General features: G+C 32.7%; 27 protein-coding genes, 2 tRNA genes and 2 pseudogenes. 18 read left to right on the forward strand and 13 right to left on the reverse strand.

Features of this window, described 5'->3' with window-relative positions; all coding sequences use genetic code 11:
* Positions 1-368: 368 nt before the first annotated feature.
* From HYY52_06675 to HYY52_06700, 6 genes and pseudogenes are all read left to right on the forward strand, one after another.
* Positions 369-1646 carry an LCP family protein gene (locus HYY52_06675; protein MBI2996373.1) on the forward strand — a complete coding sequence of 426 codons (1278 nt, stop codon included), beginning with the start codon at positions 369-371 and terminating at the stop codon, positions 1644-1646.
* On the forward strand, positions 1647-2987 hold the full coding sequence (locus HYY52_06680) for a glycosyltransferase family 2 protein (GenBank protein ID MBI2996374.1): 1341 nt from the start codon (positions 1647-1649) through the stop codon (positions 2985-2987).
* 2 nt (positions 2988-2989) lie between these two features.
* Positions 2990-4651, forward strand: coding sequence for a thiamine pyrophosphate-binding protein (locus HYY52_06685; GenBank protein MBI2996375.1), 1662 nt, complete (start codon positions 2990-2992; stop codon positions 4649-4651).
* Positions 4651-5628 (forward strand): annotated as a pseudogene (locus tag HYY52_06690) (CoA transferase subunit A). Before HYY52_06685 ends, HYY52_06690 begins: the two are co-directional and overlap by 1 nt.
* 81 nt (positions 5629-5709) lie before the next feature.
* Positions 5710-6474, forward strand: a complete 765-nt coding sequence (locus tag HYY52_06695; GenBank protein MBI2996376.1) for a 3-oxoacid CoA-transferase — start codon at positions 5710-5712, stop codon at positions 6472-6474.
* A 54-nt stretch (positions 6475-6528) separates the two neighbouring features.
* Positions 6529-6990: a hypothetical protein gene (locus HYY52_06700; protein ID MBI2996377.1), complete on the forward strand. Its 462-nt coding sequence runs from the start codon at positions 6529-6531 to the stop codon at positions 6988-6990.
* A gap of 4 nt (positions 6991-6994) precedes the next feature.
* On the opposite strand, the gene HYY52_06705 is transcribed toward HYY52_06700, so the two are convergent.
* Positions 6995-7702, reverse strand: coding sequence for a sulfite exporter TauE/SafE family protein (locus HYY52_06705; GenBank protein ID MBI2996378.1), 708 nt, complete (start codon positions 7700-7702; stop codon positions 6995-6997).
* 27 nt (positions 7703-7729) lie between these two features.
* Between HYY52_06705 and HYY52_06710 the strand changes: the two genes are divergently transcribed.
* From HYY52_06710 to HYY52_06725, 4 genes are all read left to right on the forward strand, one after another.
* A complete protein-coding gene (locus HYY52_06710; GenBank protein MBI2996379.1) occupies positions 7730-8167 on the forward strand; it encodes a hypothetical protein in 438 nt (145 codons plus the stop codon).
* 5 nt (positions 8168-8172) lie between these two features.
* Positions 8173-8349 (forward strand): hypothetical protein, encoded by a 177-nt coding sequence (locus tag HYY52_06715; protein ID MBI2996380.1) that lies wholly within the window; start codon positions 8173-8175, stop codon positions 8347-8349.
* Between the two features lie 30 nt (positions 8350-8379).
* A complete protein-coding gene (locus tag HYY52_06720) occupies positions 8380-9687 on the forward strand; it encodes an HD domain-containing protein (GenBank protein ID MBI2996381.1) in 1308 nt (435 codons plus the stop codon).
* Between the two features lie 61 nt (positions 9688-9748).
* Positions 9749-9821, forward strand: a tRNA-Ala gene (locus HYY52_06725).
* 16 nt (positions 9822-9837) lie between these two features.
* Here HYY52_06725 and HYY52_06730 read toward each other — a convergent pair.
* Positions 9838-10413, reverse strand: a complete 576-nt coding sequence (locus HYY52_06730) for a hypothetical protein (GenBank protein ID MBI2996382.1) — start codon at positions 10411-10413, stop codon at positions 9838-9840.
* A gap of 91 nt (positions 10414-10504) precedes the next feature.
* Between HYY52_06730 and HYY52_06735 the strand changes: the two genes are divergently transcribed.
* Positions 10505-10578 (forward strand) — tRNA-Arg (locus tag HYY52_06735).
* Positions 10579-11124: 546 nt separating this feature from the next.
* Here the strand turns inward: HYY52_06735 and HYY52_06740 are convergent.
* From HYY52_06740 to HYY52_06775, 8 genes and pseudogenes are all read right to left on the reverse strand, one after another.
* Positions 11125-11793, reverse strand: a pseudogene (locus tag HYY52_06740) (recombinase zinc beta ribbon domain-containing protein).
* Positions 11794-12154: 361 nt separating this feature from the next.
* Complete coding sequence (locus HYY52_06745; protein MBI2996383.1) at positions 12155-12328, reverse strand: hypothetical protein; 174 nt, start codon at positions 12326-12328, stop codon at positions 12155-12157.
* A 76-nt stretch (positions 12329-12404) separates the two neighbouring features.
* Positions 12405-13031, reverse strand: a complete 627-nt coding sequence (locus tag HYY52_06750) for a hypothetical protein (protein MBI2996384.1) — start codon at positions 13029-13031, stop codon at positions 12405-12407.
* 57 nt (positions 13032-13088) lie between these two features.
* Positions 13089-13376 (reverse strand): hypothetical protein, encoded by a 288-nt coding sequence (locus HYY52_06755; protein MBI2996385.1) that lies wholly within the window; start codon positions 13374-13376, stop codon positions 13089-13091.
* Positions 13377-13383: 7 nt separating this feature from the next.
* Positions 13384-15762 (reverse strand): hypothetical protein, encoded by a 2379-nt coding sequence (locus HYY52_06760; protein ID MBI2996386.1) that lies wholly within the window; start codon positions 15760-15762, stop codon positions 13384-13386.
* A gap of 18 nt (positions 15763-15780) precedes the next feature.
* A complete protein-coding gene (locus HYY52_06765; GenBank protein ID MBI2996387.1) occupies positions 15781-15963 on the reverse strand; it encodes a hypothetical protein in 183 nt (60 codons plus the stop codon).
* A gap of 1 nt (position 15964) precedes the next feature.
* Positions 15965-16216 (reverse strand): hypothetical protein, encoded by a 252-nt coding sequence (locus tag HYY52_06770; protein ID MBI2996388.1) that lies wholly within the window; start codon positions 16214-16216, stop codon positions 15965-15967.
* A 203-nt stretch (positions 16217-16419) separates the two neighbouring features.
* Positions 16420-16851 carry a hypothetical protein gene (locus HYY52_06775; GenBank protein MBI2996389.1) on the reverse strand — a complete coding sequence of 144 codons (432 nt, stop codon included), beginning with the start codon at positions 16849-16851 and terminating at the stop codon, positions 16420-16422.
* A 137-nt stretch (positions 16852-16988) separates the two neighbouring features.
* Between HYY52_06775 and HYY52_06780 the strand changes: the two genes are divergently transcribed.
* A complete protein-coding gene (locus HYY52_06780; protein MBI2996390.1) occupies positions 16989-17162 on the forward strand; it encodes a tyrosine-type recombinase/integrase in 174 nt (57 codons plus the stop codon).
* Between the two features lie 115 nt (positions 17163-17277).
* On the opposite strand, the gene HYY52_06785 is transcribed toward HYY52_06780, so the two are convergent.
* A complete protein-coding gene (locus tag HYY52_06785) occupies positions 17278-17823 on the reverse strand; it encodes a hypothetical protein (protein ID MBI2996391.1) in 546 nt (181 codons plus the stop codon).
* A gap of 284 nt (positions 17824-18107) precedes the next feature.
* Here HYY52_06785 and HYY52_06790 point away from each other — a divergent pair, with 284 nt between their 5' ends.
* Positions 18108-18425, forward strand: a complete 318-nt coding sequence (locus HYY52_06790; protein MBI2996392.1) for a hypothetical protein — start codon at positions 18108-18110, stop codon at positions 18423-18425.
* A gap of 246 nt (positions 18426-18671) precedes the next feature.
* Here HYY52_06790 and HYY52_06795 read toward each other — a convergent pair whose 3' ends face one another.
* Entirely contained in the window at positions 18672-18962 is a 291-nt protein-coding gene (locus tag HYY52_06795; protein MBI2996393.1) for a hypothetical protein, read from the reverse strand.
* Positions 18963-19171: 209 nt separating this feature from the next.
* On the opposite strand from HYY52_06795, the gene HYY52_06800 reads away from it, so the two are divergent.
* Both HYY52_06800 and HYY52_06805 read left to right on the forward strand, forming a co-directional pair.
* A complete protein-coding gene (locus HYY52_06800) occupies positions 19172-19759 on the forward strand; it encodes a hypothetical protein (protein ID MBI2996394.1) in 588 nt (195 codons plus the stop codon).
* A gap of 16 nt (positions 19760-19775) precedes the next feature.
* On the forward strand, positions 19776-20741 hold the full coding sequence (locus HYY52_06805) for a hypothetical protein (GenBank protein MBI2996395.1): 966 nt from the start codon (positions 19776-19778) through the stop codon (positions 20739-20741).
* 168 nt (positions 20742-20909) lie between these two features.
* On the opposite strand, the gene HYY52_06810 is transcribed toward HYY52_06805, so the two are convergent.
* Complete coding sequence (locus tag HYY52_06810; GenBank protein MBI2996396.1) at positions 20910-21698, reverse strand: DUF3800 domain-containing protein; 789 nt, start codon at positions 21696-21698, stop codon at positions 20910-20912.
* A 269-nt stretch (positions 21699-21967) separates the two neighbouring features.
* On the opposite strand from HYY52_06810, the gene HYY52_06815 reads away from it, so the two are divergent.
* From HYY52_06815 to HYY52_06825, 3 genes are all read left to right on the forward strand, one after another.
* Positions 21968-22249 (forward strand): DUF4258 domain-containing protein, encoded by a 282-nt coding sequence (locus HYY52_06815; protein ID MBI2996397.1) that lies wholly within the window; start codon positions 21968-21970, stop codon positions 22247-22249.
* Positions 22250-22251: 2 nt separating this feature from the next.
* Positions 22252-22479 (forward strand): type II toxin-antitoxin system MqsA family antitoxin, encoded by a 228-nt coding sequence (locus tag HYY52_06820; protein MBI2996398.1) that lies wholly within the window; start codon positions 22252-22254, stop codon positions 22477-22479.
* Positions 22480-22631: 152 nt separating this feature from the next.
* Positions 22632-22922: a hypothetical protein gene (locus HYY52_06825; GenBank protein ID MBI2996399.1), complete on the forward strand. Its 291-nt coding sequence runs from the start codon at positions 22632-22634 to the stop codon at positions 22920-22922.
* Positions 22923-23178: the final 256 nt, after the last annotated feature.

The raw sequence follows: 23178 nt of genomic DNA on the forward strand, positions 1-23178 counted from the left end.
AGAATATTTAAATTTAATTTATTTTTTAAAGGGTATGTTTATTACTTAGTCTTAATTTGACTCATGTAGTATAAAAACATTCACCTCCCAGCCAGATAGACAATCTAATAAAAAACCCGCTCTAAGGAAGCGGGTTTTTTATTATTTTTAGTTTCAAGGGCTTATAGTAGGAGGTGTATGATTTATCTATTTGCCCTTTAAACTGCTTGCTTTTTCCACTTTTCTTTAGCAAAGCAAAATCATAATACACTATAAGAACCTTTTGTTCAGTGACATTAATCACTATTTCATTTATGCACTAAAGTCTTTGGTTCTTAAATTGATGTTATGCTAGATTATTTAGTTCCAGCTTGTAAATTTTAAATCTTGTGAATTTTCAAAGATATCCAAAAATTTTATACAAAGATAACGAAGATAAAGCAAGCAAAAGATCTACTTTGTTTTATGTAGTTTTATTCTTCATAGGGCTTTTCTTAACAATTGTTTCACTAAATATTTACAGTCCTTCCTTGGTACCACAAGATCTGAGAGTAATAAGTTTAAACAAAAGACAAAACATTCTAATTTTAGGGTGTGATGAAATTTTTCCAGGGGAAGCAAAGAATTTTAAATTTGACCAAGCACTTTTATGGAAGGGTCGTTCAGATACTATATTTCTTATAAGTTGTAATCCATTTAAAAACACTTTAAATATTTTAAATATCCCAAGAGATACAAGAATTAAAATTCCAGGACATGGTGTTGAAAAAATAAATTATTTAAACTCAATTGGTGGCCCTAGGTTCACTAAAAAATATTTAGAAAGACTCTTAAGAACACCAATTCATCATTATGTGGTTATAAATGTTCAAGGGCTAAGTCAAATCATTGATGAAATTGGAGGAATAAAAATAGATGTTCCTCAAAGAATGTTTTATGAGGATCATGCTGCAAAGCTTTACATTAATTTATTTCCTGGTAAACGGGTGCTAAACGGTGAACAAGTTGTTGGATACTTACGTTTCAGACATGATAATTTAGGTGATATTGGAAGAATTCAAAGACAACAAGCATTTATGAGAGCTGTTTTTGACAAGCTGTTAGACCCTGTAATCTTTACTAAACTTCCAGAGCTTACCTCAATTTACAAACAAACAATTCTTACTGATTTAAAACCAAAGGATATTATTAGAATTGCTAACTTTGTAAGAAATGTATCTCCATCTAAACAAAATATTGTCTTATTACCAGGAGAGTTTGGTCAGCATAATCAGATTAGTTACTGGATACCTAACCCAAAAGAAATCGATAGAGTTATTAAACAACTTTTTTATGATAAAGAAAATAATTTTAATTTCTTAAGGAAGAATCCAAAAGACATAAAGATTTCCATTTTTAATGGTTCTCGTAAGAATCGCAGGTTAGCTACTAAACTAACAAATATATTAAGAGAATATGGCTATACAGTCCTTCAAGCTCAAGACTATGAAAGTTATGTAAAATTTACTAAAATATATGCTCAAAAAGCTAATTCTGACGTAGCGTTACAAATTAAAAATGATATTGGCAATCGTGGGGAGTTGTTAATAGGAAATCTGGGTCCACCAGAAGCAGATGTTACCATTTTAGCTGGTGATGATTTAGCAAATATTAAAGAAGGAAGGTAAATGTTATATAATCGTATACTTTTAGCCAGCATAATTATTGGAACGTGGGCATTTATAAAACTTGTAGAAGAATTACTTCCAGACAAAGCATTATCATACTTGCCAAAACCACTTGCTCTTTATGCAATCCTTGTTCTTGTAATATGCATGGTTATTCATACTGTCTCTCTTGCTATAGCTCAAAATAGAAAAAAGAAATCAAGTAAACTACTACAAGCCAGATGCTATCCAAATGTTGATATTTTTGTTTCAATTCATAATGAGGAAAAAGTAATTGCAGATACCATAGAGAATTTATTAGCTTTAAACTATCCAAACTATTTAATTTATTTAATAAATGATCATTCTACAGATTCTACAAAAGAAATTTTAGACAAATATTTTTTGAGATTTCCTAATAAGATAAAGGTTATACATAGAACCAAAAATAGTTTATGCAGAGGTAAAGCCGCATCATTAAACTATGTATTTAATCATTCAAGTGAAGAGTTAATTGCTGTTTTTGATGCTGATGCAAAAGTAGAATCAGATTTCCTCTTAAAAGTGGTTCCCTATTTATTGGAAGATAATTCTGTAGCCGCAGTTCAGTCACAAAAAAGAGTTTCAAATCCAAACGTTAACTATTTAACCAAACTACAGGAAAATGAATACTGCCTTGATAATTATTTCCAATGTGGAAGGGATGAAATTCATGGGAATGTTGAGCTAAGAGGAAATGGTTTTATTATTAAACGAAATGTTTTAGATAAAATTGGTCATTGGGATGAAGAAGCACTTACAGAAGATCTTGAGCTATCAACAAGGCTTACAGTAAATGGCTGGCAAATTAGATTTTGCCCTGAAGCAATTACCTTAGAACAAGCACCAATTAAATTCCGTGCATTACTTTTACAAAGGCTAAGATGGGTTGAAGGAAGTTTAAGAAGATGCTTATCAAATCTTTTAAAGATGTTTACTCTAACTAAGGGATTTTCCATAATGCAACAATTTGATGCATTTGTTTTCCTCTCTCAGTTTGCAATTCCAATCTGGATCTTTTTAGATATTATTTCAGAAGTAATCAGGTACTTAAAAGAGCAAGAAACTCATTTGACAAGTTTAATGTTAATATCTCTTGCTGTGTGGATAATTACATGGGTAAATTTAATTTTTGGTATAAAAATCTATAGAAAATTTTCTTGGAGGACAAGTATTAAAAGAGCCTTAGAAACTAATATTTATTTTCTTACTCTTATGCCAACGGTTGTTTTAATTACAACAAGAAAAATATTATTCAGCAGAACAAAAGGTAAATGGCACAAGACAGAAAGATATGATAAAGCTGAACTTGAAGAGGTGTAACTATGCCTAAATTATTAGACTTCTTATATAACAGACTTAAATCATATGGTGTTGACCATGTGTTTGGAATATCTGGTGAATCAGTTCACGTACATTTTCATTCCTTGGAAAAAAGTCCACTTAAATCAATACCCATGACTCATGAACCTTGTGTTGGTTATGCAGTTGATGCATATTCAAGAATACGTGGACTAGGTGCTGCTTTAGTAAGTTATGGTGTAGGAACTTTAAATATTGTAAATGCAGTTGGTCAAGCTTATGCTGAAAGATCTCCTGTTGTAATTATTAGTGGAGGTCCTGGTATAAATGAAAGAAGAAAATATACTCACTTGCACCATAAAGTAAGAACTTACGAAACACATCAAAGAGTAATGAATGAAATTACAGCACAAAGCATTATTGTAGACAATCCATTAACTGCTGGTAGAGAAATTGATCGAGCATTAGATATGGCAGTTACACTGAAGCTTCCTGTTTATATTGAAATCCCAAGAGACATGGGTGAAATTGAAATCATAGAAGAGCCACCTTTACGTACTCCAAAAATCCCTGAGGATTTAGCTGCACTTGATGAAGCATTAGATGAAATTATAATCATGCTAAACAATTCAAAAAATCCTGTAATAATTGCAGATGCAGAACTAGCTAGAATTGGATTACAAAAAGAATTAATTACTTTTGCTGAGAGAGTAAATATACCTGTTGCATCTACAATTCTTGGTAAATCAATTTTCCCAGAAGAACACCCGCTCTCCATGGGAGTTTATTTTGGTGGCTTAAGTAATCAAAAAGTTGCTGAGTATATTCATAATTCAGATTTTCGTTTAATGATTGGAGTTATTTTAAGTGATGTAAATCTTGGAATGTTTACTGCAAAGTTTTCCCCGGATGATGCTGTAGCAGCTAATATTGAAGGCTTAAAGGTAAAAAAACATTTTTACCCTCAAATTAGCTTAGACCTTTTTATGAAAGGATTGCTTGCAAGAAAAGATATAAGAACTCATAACTTTAGCTTTCCAAGGATAAAAATTCCAAACTATCCTACAGGACAAGACAATGACATGATAACAGTTAAAGCATTAATGACCATTCTAAATGAATTTATTGATAAAGGTTACAGAGTAATTTGTGATGTTGGAGATTGTTTATTTGCAGGGCAAGAATTACAAATGAAAGGAGCAACCACCTTTCTATCTCCTGCTTATTACCTTAGTATGGGCTTTTCAATTCCTGGAGCTATTGGGGCTCAAATAGCTGACTCATCAAGGCGGCCAATTGTAATGGTAGGAGATGGTGCATTTCAAATGACAGGAATGGAATTAATTACAATTGCAAAGCTAAAACTAAACCCCATCATTATACTTTTTGACAATTCTATTTATGCAACTCTTCGTTATTGTGAGCCGCCAGCTACTGCACAAAGGCATGATATACCTACTATGGACTATGCAAAAATGGCAGAAATTATGGGTGGTAAAGGTGTATCAGTAAAAACTGTTGGTGACTTCAGAGGTGCATTACAAATAGCAAAAGATGTAAAGGACACCTTTACTTTACTGGATGTAAAAATAGATGAATATGATACATCTCCTGCTCTTAAAACTTTTGGGCAAAACTTAGTACGTTTTATTAAAGATTCTACAAGCAGCACAGTAAAAGTTTAATGAGTTCCCAGATCCAAATAAAACAAGAAAAAGAACTTTTAGGATTTACATCACCAAATGATCTTCGTGAAATAAATCATAAAAAAAACAAAGCAATGATCAGTAAACTAACTGATCTAAAAACTGCAATTAAAAAACATGTTAACAATGGTGATTATCTTGGAATTGGTGGTTTTGGAATGGATAGAATTCCAGCAGCTGCACTTCATGAAATAGTTCGCCAAAAGAAAAAAAATCTTACACTCGCAGGTCATACAGCAACACATGATGGCCAAATACTTGCTAGTGGGGGATGCATTAACAAAATAGATGCAGCTTATGTTGTAGGAATAGAACTTTTAGGACTTTCACCAAACTATAGAAGAATATTTCAAGAAGGAAAAGTAAAAGTTACTGAATGGACAAATGCAACCTTGGCATGGCGATATAAAGCAACTAGTATGGGTTTATCATTTTTACCAGTTCGATCAATGCTTGGAACTGACACAATAAAACATAGCTGTGCAATTGAATATAAGTGTCCGTTTACAGGAGAAATATATGCACTTGTACCAGCATGCTCTCCGGATATAGCAATTATTCATGTACATAGAGCAGATGAATTTGGAAACTCACAAATTGATGGAATAACAGTTTCTGATTATGATGTAACTAGAGCATCAAAAAAAGTAATAATTACAACAGAAGAAATAATTTCAACAGAAAAAATAAGACAAGAATCCGAAAGAACAATTATTCCTTACTACTGTGTAGATGCTGTTGTACATGTACCTTATGGTTCTTATCCAGGAAACATGCCTGGGAAATATTATTTTGATCTGGATCATTTAAATGAATGGATAGAAGCTGAAAAAGATTCAAACAAGTTAAAAGAATTTTTAAATAAATATATTTATGATGTAAAAGACTGGGAAGAATATTTAGAAAAATGTGGTGGAGAAAAAAGACTGGCAGAATTAAGAAGCATTGAATTAATTGAGCAACCAATAAATAATATTCACGTCATTGCGAGGAGCGAAGCAACGAAGCAATCTGCTAACGCTTCTAAGTCCTCAAACATGACCGAGTTTATGATCTGCACTGCCTCTAGATTTCTTGAAGATGGTAAGATTGTTGTAGTTGGTACTGGACTTCCTGTGCTTGCAGCTATGCTTGCTCAAAAAAATCATGCACCAAATCTTTTACTTATGTTTGAAGCAGGTGGAGTTGCACCACTATTACCTGCTCTCCCAATGTCTGTTGGTGATTCAAGAACACATTATAAAAGTCTTTTAGCTACAAGCATGCCAGAAATTATGGAAGGTTGTGCTAGGGGACTAGTGGACTATGCATTTTTAGGTGGAGCACAAATAGATCGCTTTGGAAATTTAAACTCAACTATTATAGGCAGTGACTACAATAAACCAAAAGTAAGATTACCTGGAAGTGGTGGAGCTAATGATCTTGCATCACTTTGTTGGAATACAATAATAATTATAAAAATGGATAAACATAAGTTTGTTGAAAAGTTAGATTTTCTTACCACCCCAGGATACTTAACTGGAGCTGGTGCAAGGGAAAAAGCAGGGCTTCCTCCAAACACTGGGCCATTAAAAGTAATCACTGATTATTGTGTACTTGGATTTAACAAAGATACAAAAGAAATGCAAATAGAAAGTATTCATCCAGGTCTCACATTAGAAGATGTGCAAAACAAATCATCATTTAAATTAAAGGTTGCATGTAGAGACTGCCAGTCTGTGCCAACAACAAGCAATCCAACTCAAAAAGAACTAGAAATATTAAGAAGAGAAATAGACCCAAGGGGACAAGTAATTCTTTAACGATTTTCTTACAATCATTGTGATAGCATATAGATAATTTCAAAGGAGAAAATTATGGTAGATAAGATAACACCAACAGGTCAGAAAGTAACTCCAAAAGCAACTTCAGGAACAGGGGGTTTTAATTTCGATGAAATAGAAGAACATAAACCTATTAGAGATACAAACCTTGTACTTGCTGAGTATCAAGAAGAAAAGTCACGAAGTCTTTTTGAACAATTAAAACAATATGGATTAGATATAAACGATGAAACAAGTCCATATTGTAACTCACTATATGCATTAGACAATGCTATCTCTGATAGATTAGAACTTTTTAGAAGGGGAAAAATAACAAAAGAAAATTTCCTTCAAGGCAGTGCTGCTGAATTCCGTACAAGACTTAAAGCTGCTGTTAGTAAGGTACTCAATGATCTAGCTACGCTAACAAGTAGAGAAGAAAGTAAAAAGATTATCACACGACTTCTTCTTGACTATGGTGAGCCGCTTTCACACTTAGTTAAAAAAACAACATAAAAAATTATCCTATAAACCACTTTATACCTGAGTATAAGTAAAACACTCCAATGACAGTAAGAATAATCGTACAAGTTATTTCAATAAACTTACTATGTTTCTTAAAATAATCTAATTGTTTTAAAATACCTGTAAATAAGCTGGTTACAAAGATTAGTCCTGTATATCCAACAGAGTAAGCAATCATTATTAGTGTGCTAGTAAAAGTTGATCCTGCTGAACTTGCTAAAGCTAAGATTGCAAATAAAATCGGACTAGCACATGGTGAGCTTACTAGTGAAAATGCCATACCAACAATAATTGGTCCGCCTGCTGGTACAGAAGTTATAAATTGAGGTAAAGGGAAATTTATTACTCTAAGAACTAAAAGTGCCATAACTAAAACAAATATTCCAATTGCAACATGCACATAACCTCTATACTCTATTAAAACAAAACTAGCAAAAGAAGCAAACAGACCCATAAGGCTAAATATAAAAGCTGCTCCAAGACAAAATAAACTTGACTTTTTTAGTGCATCTATTTTTGATTCAATTTTTGTAATGCCAATATAAGTTAAATACAATGGAATCATAGGAAGAACACATGGTGTTAAACTGCTTGCAAGCCCTCCTAAAAAAGCTAAAGCAACAAGCATTGGTAAAGGAAGTCCTGCACTTGATCGTATAAAGCTTGAGACTAAATTTTCAAAGCTATTAAAGAAATCATTCATTTTGTTTACCAGTATTATAATTATACTATGAAATCTTTTATTTCCTTGCTTTTGATCTTGTTTTTATCAGGTTGCTCAATTCAACAATTAACACAAGAAGAAATTCAAAAAATAGTTACAAAAGTCCAGAACTCAAAAATAATTGTTTTAAATGTTTACCACGATAGGTGTGAAAGTTGTAAAAATATTGAACCAATAATAAAAGAGTTAGAATCTGATTTTTCTAATAATCCAAGCATAGCATTTTTAAGATATGATTTATCTAATCCATTTTCAATTTACAATTCAAGAAAAATAGCTAAGTTAGTAGGACTTGAAGATATTTACAAAGCTCAAAGGTTTAGCGGGATAGTTTTAATTGTTGATACTAAAAGTAAGCAAGTTTTAGAAACCTTAATAGCTGAATATAACAAGCAAAAGTATGTAGATCTCTTGTATAAGAAAGGACTACGAGCTAAAATATAATCGCTATGAGAAAAATTGTTTTAATATTAATAGCTTTAACGTTTACACTGTACGGTTGTCATGGTTGTTCATTTATTAAAGAGCGTTTAGGAATAAAAGAAGCTCCTAAGCAAGATCAACAATATCAAGATCAAGAAAAAGGAAAATCAGGTCCTATACCAATCAACCCACAACATTCATAGAACATTTACAAGCTACAATAAACTCTCAAAATGGCTGGTAATAAAACCTATAAACAAAGAACATATCTTGATCCAATTCATGGGCCTATTGAACTAAACCTAAATGATTCAACTGACAAACTACTTGCAAAGATTATAGACAGCAAGGAATTTCAAAGACTTAGAAGAATCAAACAAATGGGATTAGGCTGGTTTACTTTTCATGGTGCAGAACATACTAGGTTTGGTCATAGTTTAGGAACTTTATATATTGCAAGACAAATGTTAAATCACTTGTCAAAAAGTTTTCCAGAAATACATTCACATAAAAAAGAAATCTTGATATCAGCACTACTACATGATATTGGTCATGGTCCTTTTAGTCATACATCAGAAAAGTTTACAAAATTTAATCATGAAGACTGGACAGAAAAAATTGTTTTAAGTAATTCAGAAGTTAATTCAATACTTAAAAAGCACGGTAAAAATTTACCAAGAAAAATCACTAAACTTTTAAGGCATAAAGAAACAAAAACTTACTTAAGCCAGATTATTTCAAGTTATATAGATTGTGACAGGTTAGATTATCTCCTTCGAGATTCTTATTATGTAGGTGTTCCGTACGGACTTACAGGTTCAGATAGGATAATCTCATCGCTAGAAGTTGACAAAGATAAAATTGTTATAAATGAAAGTATTGGCTTGGATGCTGTGATTCATTATTTACATGCAAGATATTCAATGTACAAACAAGTGTATCAGCATAAAAAAAACCTAGCTTGCGATTTTTTATTAAAAAAAATTATTCAAAGGGCCTGTCGTAGAGGAAAAGTTACCTCTCCTCTACGAGATTGGTTAAACATTGATAATTTGCCAATTGAAAAAATAAATATAGATTCTTTTATAGAGATAGATGATTACTTATTAATTTCAAGCATACAAAAATGGTCAGAGGGAAATTCAGGAGACAAAATTTTGAGCACATTATCAAACTCTTTTATCACAAGAAAATTATTTAAGTCGTTAGAGTTCCGACGCAAAGTTTCTAAGGAAAGGAAAAATGAAATTCTGGAAAAAGTTAAAAAAATCGCTAAAGCAAAAAACTTTGATCCAAATTATTACGTAGGGATAGAACATTCTGCTTCTACACCTTATGAACCTTATAAGGCTTTAAGTAAGACAACTGATAAAGCAATTTTTATAAAACAAAAAAATGGTAAAGTAAAAGAACTTTCTCAGGTTTCAGGTTTAGTAAAAGCTCTAAGTCAAGAAAACGTTGTAAAAACATGTCTTATATTTGCACCTGAACTTGAAGATGACATAAATCAAATTAAAGAATTTAGAGAATTGTTCAAATAAGATATAATAAAACCTTGAATCTTTTCTAATTCTCTGATTCCTGACCACTGATTTTCTGAAAGGGCTCATAGCTCAGTTGGTAGAGCGCCTGGTTTGCATCCAGGAGGTCAGGAGTTCGAGTCTCCTTGGGTCCAGCTTTCGAGTCTTTCTTTATTTAATCGGCGAGTCATTAGGGATTGCTGTAAATTGGAAACCATAGTATTTAGGCTGGTTATTTTCGTCATTTGCTAAAGTTGAACAGAGACCAGATATTGTTGAAGTGTTATTAATTACCCCAAGGCAGTTGTACGAAAAAAGACTATCCTTAAGTTGTAGTGGTACATTAAAATTTATAAGATCATAAAATATAAAAGCAATTGCATTACTGACTAGTGTTCGAAAGTTTTGACTTCTTACATCATATTTTAAAGTAGTAGGACTGTCTTCATTCTTTTTAAAATTTAATTTGAGCAGTAAACCATCATTGTCTAAAGTTGCACTTAGTGTGTAACTCTCTTTTAATAAAGGTACAAATGTATCTGTTTTTATACAAGCATATGATACTTGTGGGCAATTAACTTCTGGACAAACCGGACATACGGAATCAGTGTTTAACTTGCTTAATGCGCGCTCTTCACAAACGTCACAAATTTTTTTTAGTATTCTTGTAGAACAGCCAGGACTAGCATAAGATGGTAAGCCAAGAATCATTGATATAAAAATTATTAATAAAGTATTTTTAAACATGTACGTATTAAAATAATTATATACACAATGGTTTGTGAGATTTCTACAAATTAATATTAATTTTATAATCCTGTGCTTTGTGTTTTTTTATGGGCCTTTAGCTCAATTGGATAGAGTACCTGGCTTCGAACCAGATGGTTGGGGGTTCGAGTCCCTCAAGGCCCGAGTTCTGAGATTTAATTCATCTAAAATGGCCTTTTGATCAGTAATGGTGAGCATCTCACGCAGTTCTAATCTTAGTAAATCTGTTTCAATAGCAGGATAGTCTTTTATTATTGGCTCTAGCCAGGAACAGCCTTCCAGGCTGAGTTTACTGTCCTTTAATAAAAAGTTCGAGCCTAAGGCTACAAAGATTTCCTTTTTAGTAGCAATACCCCCTTTTAGAAAAGCATCTCGGGCATCTCTAGCAAAGTCAAAAGCCTTCCCTAGTTTTTTTTGCCAGCTATCAGCTCTTTCGCTAGTTTCTTTTAGTTTTTGTTCAAGTTGTTTTTTTTCATTCACCAGGGCGGTACGCTTTGGATTGTATTCTTCATCCGTGATCTGCTCTTTTAATTTCATATCAAAAAGTTTATCTATTTGGTTTTGAGTATCTACTAATGCTTTAGCCTGCATTTCAAATATGTTTTGTCTTGTGTGAGTTTCTTGTGCATTTTCTTTGTTTATTATTTCTAATGCAAGGTCTCTAAACTCAGGAAGAATTGTAAACTTACAAATTTCTCTCATAATTTGTGCTTCTAAATCTTCAACTGTTATTGCCTTTTGAGTACATTTGTAGCCCTTTTTCTGGTGGGTACAGCGATAGTAAGTGTAATCCTTCAATTTGCCAGTCCTTTTTACAAGTTTGGTTTTTGTTTCAGCAGTTACAAAGCAACTGCACTCTCCACATCTGATATTTCCAGCAGTAAAAGCAAAATTTCTTGTCTTTGTCCTTGGTTTGCCTTTTCTACCCAACATGAACTGTACAGCATCAAATTCTTCAAGGGTAACCATCTTTTTATGAACACCATTATATTGCTTTCCTTTGTATTCGATAATTTGTGCAAAAAAAGGATTGGTAAACATCTTGTAGATCACGCTTCTTGAAAGCTCATTACCACCAAATCTTTTAGTTTTCTTTGTTCTAAAGCCCCACTCTTTGTTTGCAATATTCCTTATTTGTTCTGGATTATAAATTCCTGTAAGCATTAAATCCCACATTTTTCTAACTAAGTCAAAGCGATCTGGATCAGGAAGAATGTCATTTTCACCTCTTTCTTTTATCTTACTGTTTAAATAGCCAATTGGTGCTTGGTTTGGGGCCCAACCTTTTTTTAGTTTGCTTTCAAGCCCTCTTTTGACATTCTTACTTAAATCTACGCTAAATTGGTTTGCAACTCCCATTTCAAAACATAAAAATAATACATTATCCTCGGGTAAATGTTCTTTTTCATAAGTCCTTATTGATTTAATTATTCCATTTTGTAAGAGGTTGATTACTCTTCCCCCCTCTTCCATGTTCCTTGCAATTCTGTTGTTTTGCCAGCAAAGAATTCCATCGGCTTCGCCAGCTTCAATTTTCTCTATCATTTTATTAAAGACTGGCCTGTTGTTTGCTGTTTTAGCCGATTTGGATTCCTCTAATATCTCTACTATTTTTAAGTTGTTCTTAGATGCAAGTTGCTTGAGCTTTTCAATTTGATCATCAATAGATTGCACTTGCTTATCTTCACCCTCAGTAGATTTTCTAGCATAGAGAATGTATCTAATTTTTTGATTGTTTTCTAACATCTTCTTTCACCACAAACCAAGTCTTGCCTCTTTTTATCCCATTCAATGTTTTATTTAAAATGCGAGCCTTAAGTGTGTCTGCTTTTGCAAGTCCAAGCCTTTCAGCTTCCTTAAGAGTAATCAACTCCTTCCCATCTTTTGTGTACATATTTTCATCATCCATTATTCTCACACAAGTTTCATTCCCATTGTTCCCGATACAGTAAAATGGCCTAGCCTACTGTTCATGAGATTTTGTAGGACAGGCCAGTCGGCCTATTCCTAGAGCTTTTGCTATAGCTAAGCTCCTTTCTTAATCTTTCAATATTACTAGCCATAGCTGATTTTGTCTTTTCACATTTCTCAAGAAATTTCTTATATCTCTTGGTAAATTCCCCTTTGTAGAAAAACCGCTTTATGCTATTCCATTCTTCCATTAGTTGAAATGCTGGCATGTAGTTGCCATATTTTTTATTATGTCCGCTTAATTTACAAGATTTGTATGTGAGATTATGGCAATATCTACAAGCAAAGTAATTACTGTGGGATGCCTTATACAGCACACCAAAGCGATTTTTGCATAAAGGGCAAACAAACCAATATCTTTTACCACCATAATTGCATTTAGTAGTTGTTAAAGGGATTTCATACATAATGTCTGAGTTTGGGTAAATAATATAAAAAGCAGATTTATCTCCTAACAGCACACAAAATCCAATGGTGAGCTTGAAGCCCATGAGAGATGACCAAGTAATTGTGCCTATGCTTGCATGACTGATTGTGTTTTTGTCCAAGCCAAAGAGGGAGAGCTTCAAGCAACTTTCTGTTTCTAGTTTGGGATATGGGTGTATTTTTGTATTATTGAATTGCATTTATCTTTCCAGGAGAGTGCTAAAGCAATGGTCTAAGCATGAAAAATGCCTGAATCATTAGGGATCAGTTGGTGTTTCATCTTTTAATAGCTCTTGATTCTTTATAACTTTTACTTTGAAAAATCTCTTTTCTTTAAAGGTTTGAGAAAGTTTTAAATATTTTGCATTAGCATTGTTTAAAACATTAAACTTTGTTTCTCCTTTATCCCAGCTAATTGGAAGCCCTTTAAAGGGGATATTAATATAATATTCTTCATCAGCTTCAATAATTGGCATAAGTGCTTTGGAAAAGCTAATACATCTATCTTTAAATGATATAGCTCTAATATAATATTGAGATTTCATAATATTTCTACTCTATCCATTTCTTTAACTCTCTTACTTTTTCCCATTTAAACCTTTCAAGGGGATCAGTTGGCGGCTCATCATCATCTTGGTACTCATTTTCCAACTTGGTAGTAGGGGTGGAGTAACAAGATGATGAACTATCCTGTGCAGGATTTGAGGCGAGATTCTCCTTGGTACTCCTTGCTTCTTCTTGGGGTGGTGGTGAATTTGTTTTTTCATTTGAAGATTCTGTATCAGCAATTGAATTTAATCCCGCCCCTTTTAAATCCCATGCTACACAGCGATATTGAGCCTTTTTGGCTTGTTTCTTATCAAACATTTCATCATCCTTTGGAACTTGAGTAATCATATTACTTGCCAGCAATTCTTTAATTAGTTGCCTTGTCCTTTTATCTTTCAATCCCCATTTTTTCATAGCGTCATCTACAGTAAAAATATTGTCATCTCCAGAGAATTGATAAATTTGATTCCATTTATTTTGTAAATCCTTTGAAATATCACTTGCATTAGCATCAAAATAATCTTTGAAATATTTGATTACAAGATCATAATGATCTACTAATAAATTTATGCTTATCCCTGCGGTGGGTGAGGAATAACAAGAAGAATTAGCCGTCAATTCTTGTGGATTCTCAGAGATTTGCTTGGTACTCCTACCCGATTGCCAAGCAGTACCAAGTTGGTACTGATATAGATACCCAACAATCCTTAATAGTTTTAAAAACTTCTTAACATCTCTACTTGCTTCTGGGTTTCGACTGTGGAAAGTTATTTCTTTGTTGAAAGGGATTTTAATATTTTTATATTTAATTGGCTCAAGAAGTTCAACAGCTTTTCTATGTTTGGCAATTAAAAACTTTCTTTCTTCTTCATCCATTTCTTCACAAGCAAGAACTTGATTAACAATATTTCTAACATGATCAGGGCTATCATCAGTATTAAAAATTAAAAGCCTGTTTTCATTTTCCTCATGTAGCTTTGATTGAGTTGTTGTAGAGATATAAACAATTGGCCCTTTTACTTTTAACTTCTTTAATTTCTTTGTCAGGTCTTTCTCATTTGAATCAACAATCATTCTAGTAACTTCATCATCTTCAACTAATTGCCGCCAAGCACTAGCAATTTCCCAAAACTTATCATCAGGCGGCCTTTCTTCTGTTATTATAATTATTTTGTGAGAAATGTCTGTCCAGTAATTAAGTGCTTGCTCACTTTGAGAAGTAACAGAATGGACTACTCCATCTGGCATTAGGTTTGTTACAGTTTTTACAAGTTTAGTTTTACCTGAACTACTTGCCCCTTTAAGAATCACTCCGAGACAGCTTTCTTGTTTGTAACTTATGCAAGCAAGATAAAGCCTGACAAGGTTATCTTTCTCACCTACAATTCCTAACTTACTAAAGTCCTCAAGCAATTCATCAATCATGTTTGGATTTCTCAAATAACTCCAAGCGGCTTCATTCACTCTTTTATTAAATGATCTAGTTTTGGTGAGTAAGTCATATAAAGTTTGAAAGGTGTTATCTTTCAGCCAATCTCTTAATTCTTGTTGATCTAAAACAATCCCATTAGCATCAGGATATTCTTGTTGTATTAATTCCATTTCATCTTTGCCAGCTTGATCACTGTCAAACAATAAATAAACATCATCAAACAATCCAAAATTGAAACTTGGTGAATTGATTTTGTGTGTGCTATTTACTCCATGCACACTAATAACTACATAAAACTCTTTTCTAAATTCATCAGTTGCAACACAATCAAGAGCCCAAAGATTAGTAAAGCCTTCAAGTAATAATAATTTCTTTTGCCCGCAAGGCGGATCAAGTTCCAGATACTGTGGGTTAATAATTTCTTCTGAGTTTATATCCCATCTATCACCTCTATCATCAAGAGCTTTTAATTTCCATCTCTTGCCGATTTGAATTGCAAGAGCTTCATTTTCCTCACAATATTTAATTGGATATTTTTTAATAATATATTCTGGTTTTGTAATATTTTTCTTTTCAAACCATTCAGCAATTGCCCCTCTCTTTAAATCAGCATCAACAAGCCTAAGTGGTTTAACTGTCCATGTCTTTTCTTTTTTATATTGCTTTTTTATTTTGATGTGAAATAGATCAGCAATTTCTTGTATAGCTGTTTTAAACGGAACACCTTTCATCTCTTTCCAAAACTCAATAGGATCACCTCTGCGGCCACAAGCAAAACAGTTATAAACTCCATCTGCGGTACGGATAGAGAGACTTGGATTATTGTCCTCATGGCCAGGCAATATGCACTTAAAAGAAGTGTTTGAGTTTCTTAGCTCTAGCCCAAAGTACTTATAAAAAGCGTGAACATCTAGCCTACCAAGTAAATCTTGGCCGTCTGTGTTTGCCATATTTTTTACTCCTTTGAATTAATTTTCATTTTTACTTTCCCCAACCCCTTGCAAATCTTGCCCACTGCTACTTTTCAAGATGATTGCTGTGATCTGCACAAGTTTTGAAAGCTCATTCCTGGCGACTTCTCGCGTAACACTTTTTCCTCTCGCTTGTAGTAGCCCTAGATAGTTATCAATGTCTGTTTCTGAAAGATGCATATCATTGTCCTGTAAAAATTCTGGTTTTTAATAATTTCAATTGATCAAAAAAAGTCCGTGGATTAACTTCCAACGTATCTGAAAAATATGCGTTAATTACTTTTGCTAGGTTTTCACTCTCGCAAAATGAAAACTGGACTTTTTTAGGATTTGATTTGTTTATCTCTTGAGGCTGAAATCCAAAATAAATAAGAGTAGAAACTATTGGTAAATCGGTAGTTATAAAATTTTTTGCTTTAATATTATTTTCCATGTCAATTTTCTTTTTGGAGTTAATTTTGTCATTGGAAAGTTCATAAGTAGTTCAAATTTGAACTTTTAGAGAACTCTTTGTAAATTAGAAATAAGACTATAAAACAAGCAAAAGCCTACAAATACCATGGTTTAAACACCACACAATAACATCTAACTTTATTATAGAAATTTTGAACTTTTTTTGAACTCAATTTTCTGAAGTTAATCTTCTGACATTAAGATAGATTTATTTTTGAATGTCCAAGTCTTATTGTTGCAGTGTATGAATTTTTCTTTTTTATCAGTACCAGCGGTTTCAGTTAATATTTTATTTAGCCGTGAGCATAATTTATATGCTATTTTTTTATCTTTGCCCTTTGTCTTAGCTACACCCTTTATCTCTTTTTCTTGAACTGCTTTATCATATTTACTTATAAAATATCCGTGTAATCTTTTAAGTTGTGGAGTGAGTTTTACAACTGAACTCTGAGACGCTATTAATCCATCTTTATAGGCTGTCAAGTTACCAATCCTATATGCTTCTTTTAGCTGTTTAGAGGTCTCATAATCTTGCACTTCGCGACATATTAATCTCTCACTCAACTCTATAGAATGTTTTGTCCCAGTAGCAGTAACTTCTTTTTTATATTTCATAGTAATATGTTTTATGTAGTGTTAATTTTATTTTTACATTAATAATACCAGTAATTTTTCAACTAATCGCCCAACACTCAATTATTAGATTCCATAGGCTTTTTGTTATTGCCCCGAGCATCAAGCAATAATAAAGCATTTGTCAAAACAATGCACATGGTCTAAGAAGAACTTTTGCAACAGTAGCGGCTAACGCTGGCAAACCACTAAATATTATTTCACTTGCTTTAGGACATGCTGATTTAAAGACTACGCAGGGGTATTTGATGACAACTCAAGATGAAGTAATTAAAGAGATGCAGGGGTGGTAAATAAGAACTTATAGATTTTCAATTTAGTGGAATTGGTAGTGCCTGAAAGATTGGAGAAGACTACTGAGAAAAATATAACTCACTATATGTTTTTATTTTATATTAAGTGCTTGAGCTACCCCTGATTGGTAATTTTAGTATGCAGATAAAGATAAGCATGATTACCATTTTTTGTAATGTCAAATATTCTTGGTGCTTCAGAACCTACTAATCTACCACCTGTTTCAAAATTACCATGAACAGTGCCAACTTGAGGTGTTATTTTTAATTTAGTTGTATCACCTTCTTTTCCTGAATATCTTGCTTCATAGTAGTTCTCATCAAAGCCATCTTTCAATTGACAACCAGCTGGCAAAGTAAGGACTTTTTCTCTTTCTTTGCTAGCATCTATTTCAATCCAAAATTTAATAGGGTCTCTTTGCAAATCACTAACTACTTCCAAGCGTGCTGCTCTTAAATACTGAGTATAATCAAATGAAGCTGGTTCTAAACCAGCTCTTTTTGCACTGTTTGCAATTGAAACTTCTCTTTCAATAACATCATCAGAAGGGACTTCAACACCAAATCTCTCTGAAATAGCTGCTTTCAAACTAAAAAGTTTGGATTTATCAAGTAGTGGTCTATCAGCATTTCCACCAGAACCAATAGAATTTGTAATCATTTTTTATCTCCTTCTTAAATATTTATCTGAATACATTTATATTTCTATATTAGCAAATGCAAAAAAAAAATACATTAAATTTATTTAATGTAAAAATAAAGAAATTATAAAGGTGGTCTAAATTGGCTTATTAAATGAATTTTGTTAGGATTTAAGTTAAATTAAGGATTGGGGATAAGATAGATGGCACAACAGGCAAATTGGTAAAAATAAGAATTGCTTTATTTTCCCTGATAGCAGATTGCAAAAGCAAAAGTCAAAACCAAAGTGAGTATAATATCAGTATGAAGAATATATTTATATCAGCTTGTATTATTGCATTAGTACAAACTAATGCAATGCCATTATATGCCCATAATGCAACTGATGCTTATGATGCAGTTCTCAGGCAATCTGCTTTAATTACAAGTGTGCAAATACAAAGTAATTTACAAAGTCTAAAGGACAAAGACTTTTTAACTTCTGTTAGTTTGGAAGATATTAAAAGAGATGTTGATTTTTTAAATCAAATTAATACAACTTTGCAACTCAACAGTTTAGAATCCCATCACCATAGCAATAATCCATGCTCTGTATTCCAAGATGACTTAAATAATTACTAACTACAAGCATATTATTCAAGCATATTGTTGTAGTGTTGTATTGAAAACCAAAAATTTCAGAAAGTTGTTAGACCATCAGGGCGAGGCGTAGCCGAGCCCAAAACCCAATACCACCCAGGGGTAGGTGCATTTGTTTTTTCTTTGCAAAAGATATAAGTTAGTTTATTTCAAGTTCTATGGCTTTGTGCAATCCATACATTTAAAATAAATAGTGCAATGCCTGGTGGGGTAAAATAAATTATAAGATTATGCGGCACAAGCCAACTCAGGAATATGCAAATACTCCTTATATTCTATAATTTTAGTTCTAACACGATCCACGATGTCCCGCCAACTGGTACGAAGCGGTATCAAAGCCGCTTCTTTCTCAGTCTCTGACAGTGTTTCATTTCTAAATCCAAAGCAACCACTAAAAAATGTTTCCAGTATTCTTATTAGCTTTGCGTAAAGGGTTCTTAAAAGGAATAGTTTTTGTTCATAAGTAAATCTTGAAACATCAATAATTTTGCCAAGATTTTCATTTTTTACGTTTGTCATTGTAATTTTTGGTTAATTTCTTAACCTAAATATTAAATCATTATGAATATTATTTCAATCATCTTGAGCCTTAAAACTAAGTATTTAAGGGCTTTGTCAAGCATTTCTTAAACTTTTAGCTGATTGCATTTATATTATGTATGTTAGGATTGAAAGCCGTTCAACAAATCATATTTTCAAAATTATTTTAAAATAAGGAGTATTTAAAAATGTCTAATTCTCTAAGAGTAGATGTCACAGATAGAGGAACTCAATTAGTACCTCTCATAAGAAGTGTAATTCAAAGGCAAGGCATAAATGTAAGAGACCCAATTAAAGAAGCATATGAATTTTGTGCATCCCGTGGAATAGATTTTTCTAAACCTGTTGCCCACAAACCAGCTCCTGTAAAAGAAGAACGTGAAACTCCTATACCATGGCATGACTTTAGAGACCCAGCCACTTATTTTTCTCCTATGGTTTTTGACCTTGATTTATATACTCCTTTCAGAGATATAACGATTAAGCTTGTGAAAGGAATTGCAGATGAAGTTAGACAAAGTAATATTAATGTAGAATCAAGCACTCCTGAGGAACTTTTAGATGCAATTGGTTTAGCAATATCTAAAAAGTTACCAAAAGGTATTGAAAGCGGAGAACCCATGAATTTGAGAGGTTTTCTAATGATGAGTCAAATACCAATGGAGCCTGAAGAATTAGTTTTAGGAGTATATCAAGAACTTACGGGTGTAAACGTTGTTGAATATAAAAGTGTAGATATTAAACCTATACTACCTGAACAACTTAAGAAAACATAAAGTAATTTAAAAACATATGCAAATACAGGGTATTGAAAAAAGAATTTTTCAAGGTGGAGTAATATTACCTGATTATAACCACGCAGTAGCTGCAATATCAGATTATGTTTCATCCGTAAGGACGCGGCCTAGTATTGCTCCTACACTGACAGAACTAGCTAGTGAATCTTCCGGTTATGAGTTTTTACCGGCTTCTGCTTTAGAGGCTAAAGGAAGACTTCTAGCGCAAAGAAGATTACTAACAAAATTAAGGCAAGAAATACTTCCTGTAATGAAAAAAGAACTAGAGTCAAAAGGTGTTGCTAAGATAACTGATAACCATGACGATTACATAACTCCATATAGAGGAATGCAATTAATTCTTTTACCAAATGGTCAAGTTGAATTTAAGATATTTCAAGACAAGGATGCAATTGATAAAATTGCTGAGGCATACAATTGTGAGGTTGGACTTGAATGTGCAGAAGTCCATATAAACTTTCAAGATTCAGAAACAGTAATTTATGACTTTAATCTTCTTTTAGAAATACTCACCCAGGTTAAAGAAATTAAATCACAAACACTAGAAGCAAATAGATTAGCAGAAGAAAATTATTTTAATTCTGTAGTTGACAGACGAGTTCATTGGACTTTTGATCTCCCATTAATGGAAGATTTAAGAGCAGATTTACTTTGTCATGGTTCTGCAATATTTTATGCTGATAAACAACAAAGTGAAGCAGGAAAACTTAATGGTGGGAAGATTGAATTGCCAGCTAGACTTCACAAGTTTAAAGATTCCTATGAACGCTTTGCTATATTTTTACTTAGCACCCAAGAAGGTGGTAATGGCAATTATGAATATGTGCCTCCTCACCTCTCAATTTATGGCCAACCTAAAAAAGCCGCAGAAGAACTCATTGATAAAATTCAAGTTGCAGCAGTTGAAGTTACAGGTGCAGATAGACAAGCTAAAGTCTTCAAATGCGGAGTGCAAGTATAATAACTTTTAAGTTCCATGATTTTGAGTAGTGTTAAAACAATTAAACTGCATTTTACTGCAAGTCTTAGCTATTTTTACCAGTTTTTATAACCTTAACTGGACAATAACAATCATTTGGGTATAATAATACTGAACCTCTGAAAGCTCGAATGGGCCGTAGGAGGTGTTTCATTTAGTAGGGTAATAAACTATTCCATATTTTTCATTTTGAGAAGCACTTAGATTTAAAATATTTTTCATTGATTCCAGCCACTCTGTAATTTTCTTTTCATCTACAATAGCAGGCATTCTGTTGTGTAATTTACCTTTTAATTTTGTAAGCATAATATAAGAATAAACTACAAAAGCCATTAAGTCAGATACCTGAATCCAGTAAGATTCTCTTGAATCTTTTGGCAAAGGGTCTTCTATAAGCAGTTTTATTTCCTGCCTGTAACTTGCTTGATTAAACTTTGATGGTATAAAGTTTATTTTCTGGATTTTTCTTGTAGTATCTCTCATAACCCCAACTCGGCCTTCATCAGTAATTATTAAAAATCTTTCGTCAGGCTTCTGCCGGATTAAAGTATTTTCAACTCGCTGAACAGAATAACTCAATGCTGTTTCCAGAACCTTATAATTTGGTGACTTCACAATCGTTTTATTTATTGCAACATTTATAGCTTGAATGTCCAGGGTAGAAATAAACTTACAAAATAAATCAACTGCTAAAATCCTGTCATTATCACTAATACCAAACTGTCTGAATGGATTTTTATTTAATAAAAATTGCTTTGTATGGAACTCTAATTTGACTGGTAACCCAAAATCCTGTTTTAACTGAACTCTAAAATTATGAATCTTTTGATAGATGTCTTTCCAGTTTAAACTGTGAACGTATAAACAGGAAAGTACAAAAATTGGTGTTGAACCTGGTAGTCCATCATCTCCTGCTTCGTCATAGTATGCAATATACATAAGTGCCTATTATATCTGCTTTTTATGCAGCTAACGCTAACTTGGGAATATAAATCTGCCCTTTATGGTTTATAATTTTAGTTCGAACTTCGTCCCAGATTCCCCGGTTTTTATATAGCGCTCTGCATTTCATAATGAAATGCTCCGCTTTTAACGGTCTCCCCTAACGACGTTCCGATTTTTCGCTTACGAAAAATCTTTACTTGAAAATTTGTTTTTCGTCTTTTGGTTCTAACCTAACTTTAAAAACAATAGCTATAATAAAGTTTATGGATTTTTCATCTATAGACTTTAGGTTACATGCTGTTCAAAGAATGTATGAACGTGGAATAACAACAATAGATGTTACAGAGGTAGTGAAAAATGGAAAAGTTATTGAACAATATTTAGATGATAAACCGTTTCCAAGTTATCTCATGTCAGGTTTTATTAATGGGAAATCACTACATGTAGTAGTTACTATTGACAATAAAACTAAAAAAGCGATTATAATTACAGTGTATGAACCTGACCCAAAGTTATGGCAAGCAGGATTTGAAAAGAGAAAATAAAAATGAAATGTACAATCTGTAAAAATGGTGAAACTAAAGAAGGGTATACCACAGCGACCTTAGCTAAGGGAAGTACAACAGTTGTTTTTCAAGATGTCCCTGCACAGGTTTGTCAAAACTGCGGTGAAGCATTTTTCTCGGAAGAGACTACAACACAGCTCCTCAAACTAGCAGAGTCAGCAGCTAAGTCAGGTGTACAAGTAGAAGTAAGAGAATATTTAGCAGCTTAGAAAAAGTACCATTGTAATTTAGGTTAACATTCTTAACTTTAAGATTAAATCGTTATAAATATTACTTTATAACATGCCTGGTTATTGTTAATATAAACCCTCATGTTAGGAAATTGTATTTTAGAATTATTTAAATTAAAAGGAGAATTACAATGACAACAATACCTGGTGGAGTTACACCTAATCCGGTTGGAGGTACATTGAGAGTTGAAAAAGATTCTGGAGACAAAATTAGAATGAGTATTGTACTGCCTTATGATCAGGCTGGCTTCAACTCGCAAGAAGAAGCTATGCGATTTCTTTCATCTTACTTTAAGTTAAATCCTGCTCAAGAGCTTATAGATACTTATTCTAAGTCTGTAAAAAAATATCCAAACGGTCCAACACTTGAATATTACTTATGGTGTAGAGACTATCATTTGCAACAAACAGAAGCTGATTAAACTACATAAAAAATAATATTTTCTTGCTCTTAAGTTCTTCCTTCTGTGGAAAGATTTTTATGAATCATTTCAAATTATATTAATAAGTGGCAGTGCAATTATATTCTTGGCTAAATAATACCAATCCCGACAATTAAGCCAACACTAATTTAGCCCAGTCTCTAGAACATAGAGAGCTTATTCTCAAAGGCTCATGAATAAAGGCATTCCAGGCTCTTACACAAGCATTTGCAATGTCATCCCAATCTTTGAAGAC

This window comes from Candidatus Melainabacteria bacterium (assembly GCA_016193285.1).
GTDB lineage: Bacteria > Cyanobacteriota > Vampirovibrionia > 2-02-FULL-35-15 > 2-02-FULL-35-15 > JACPSL01.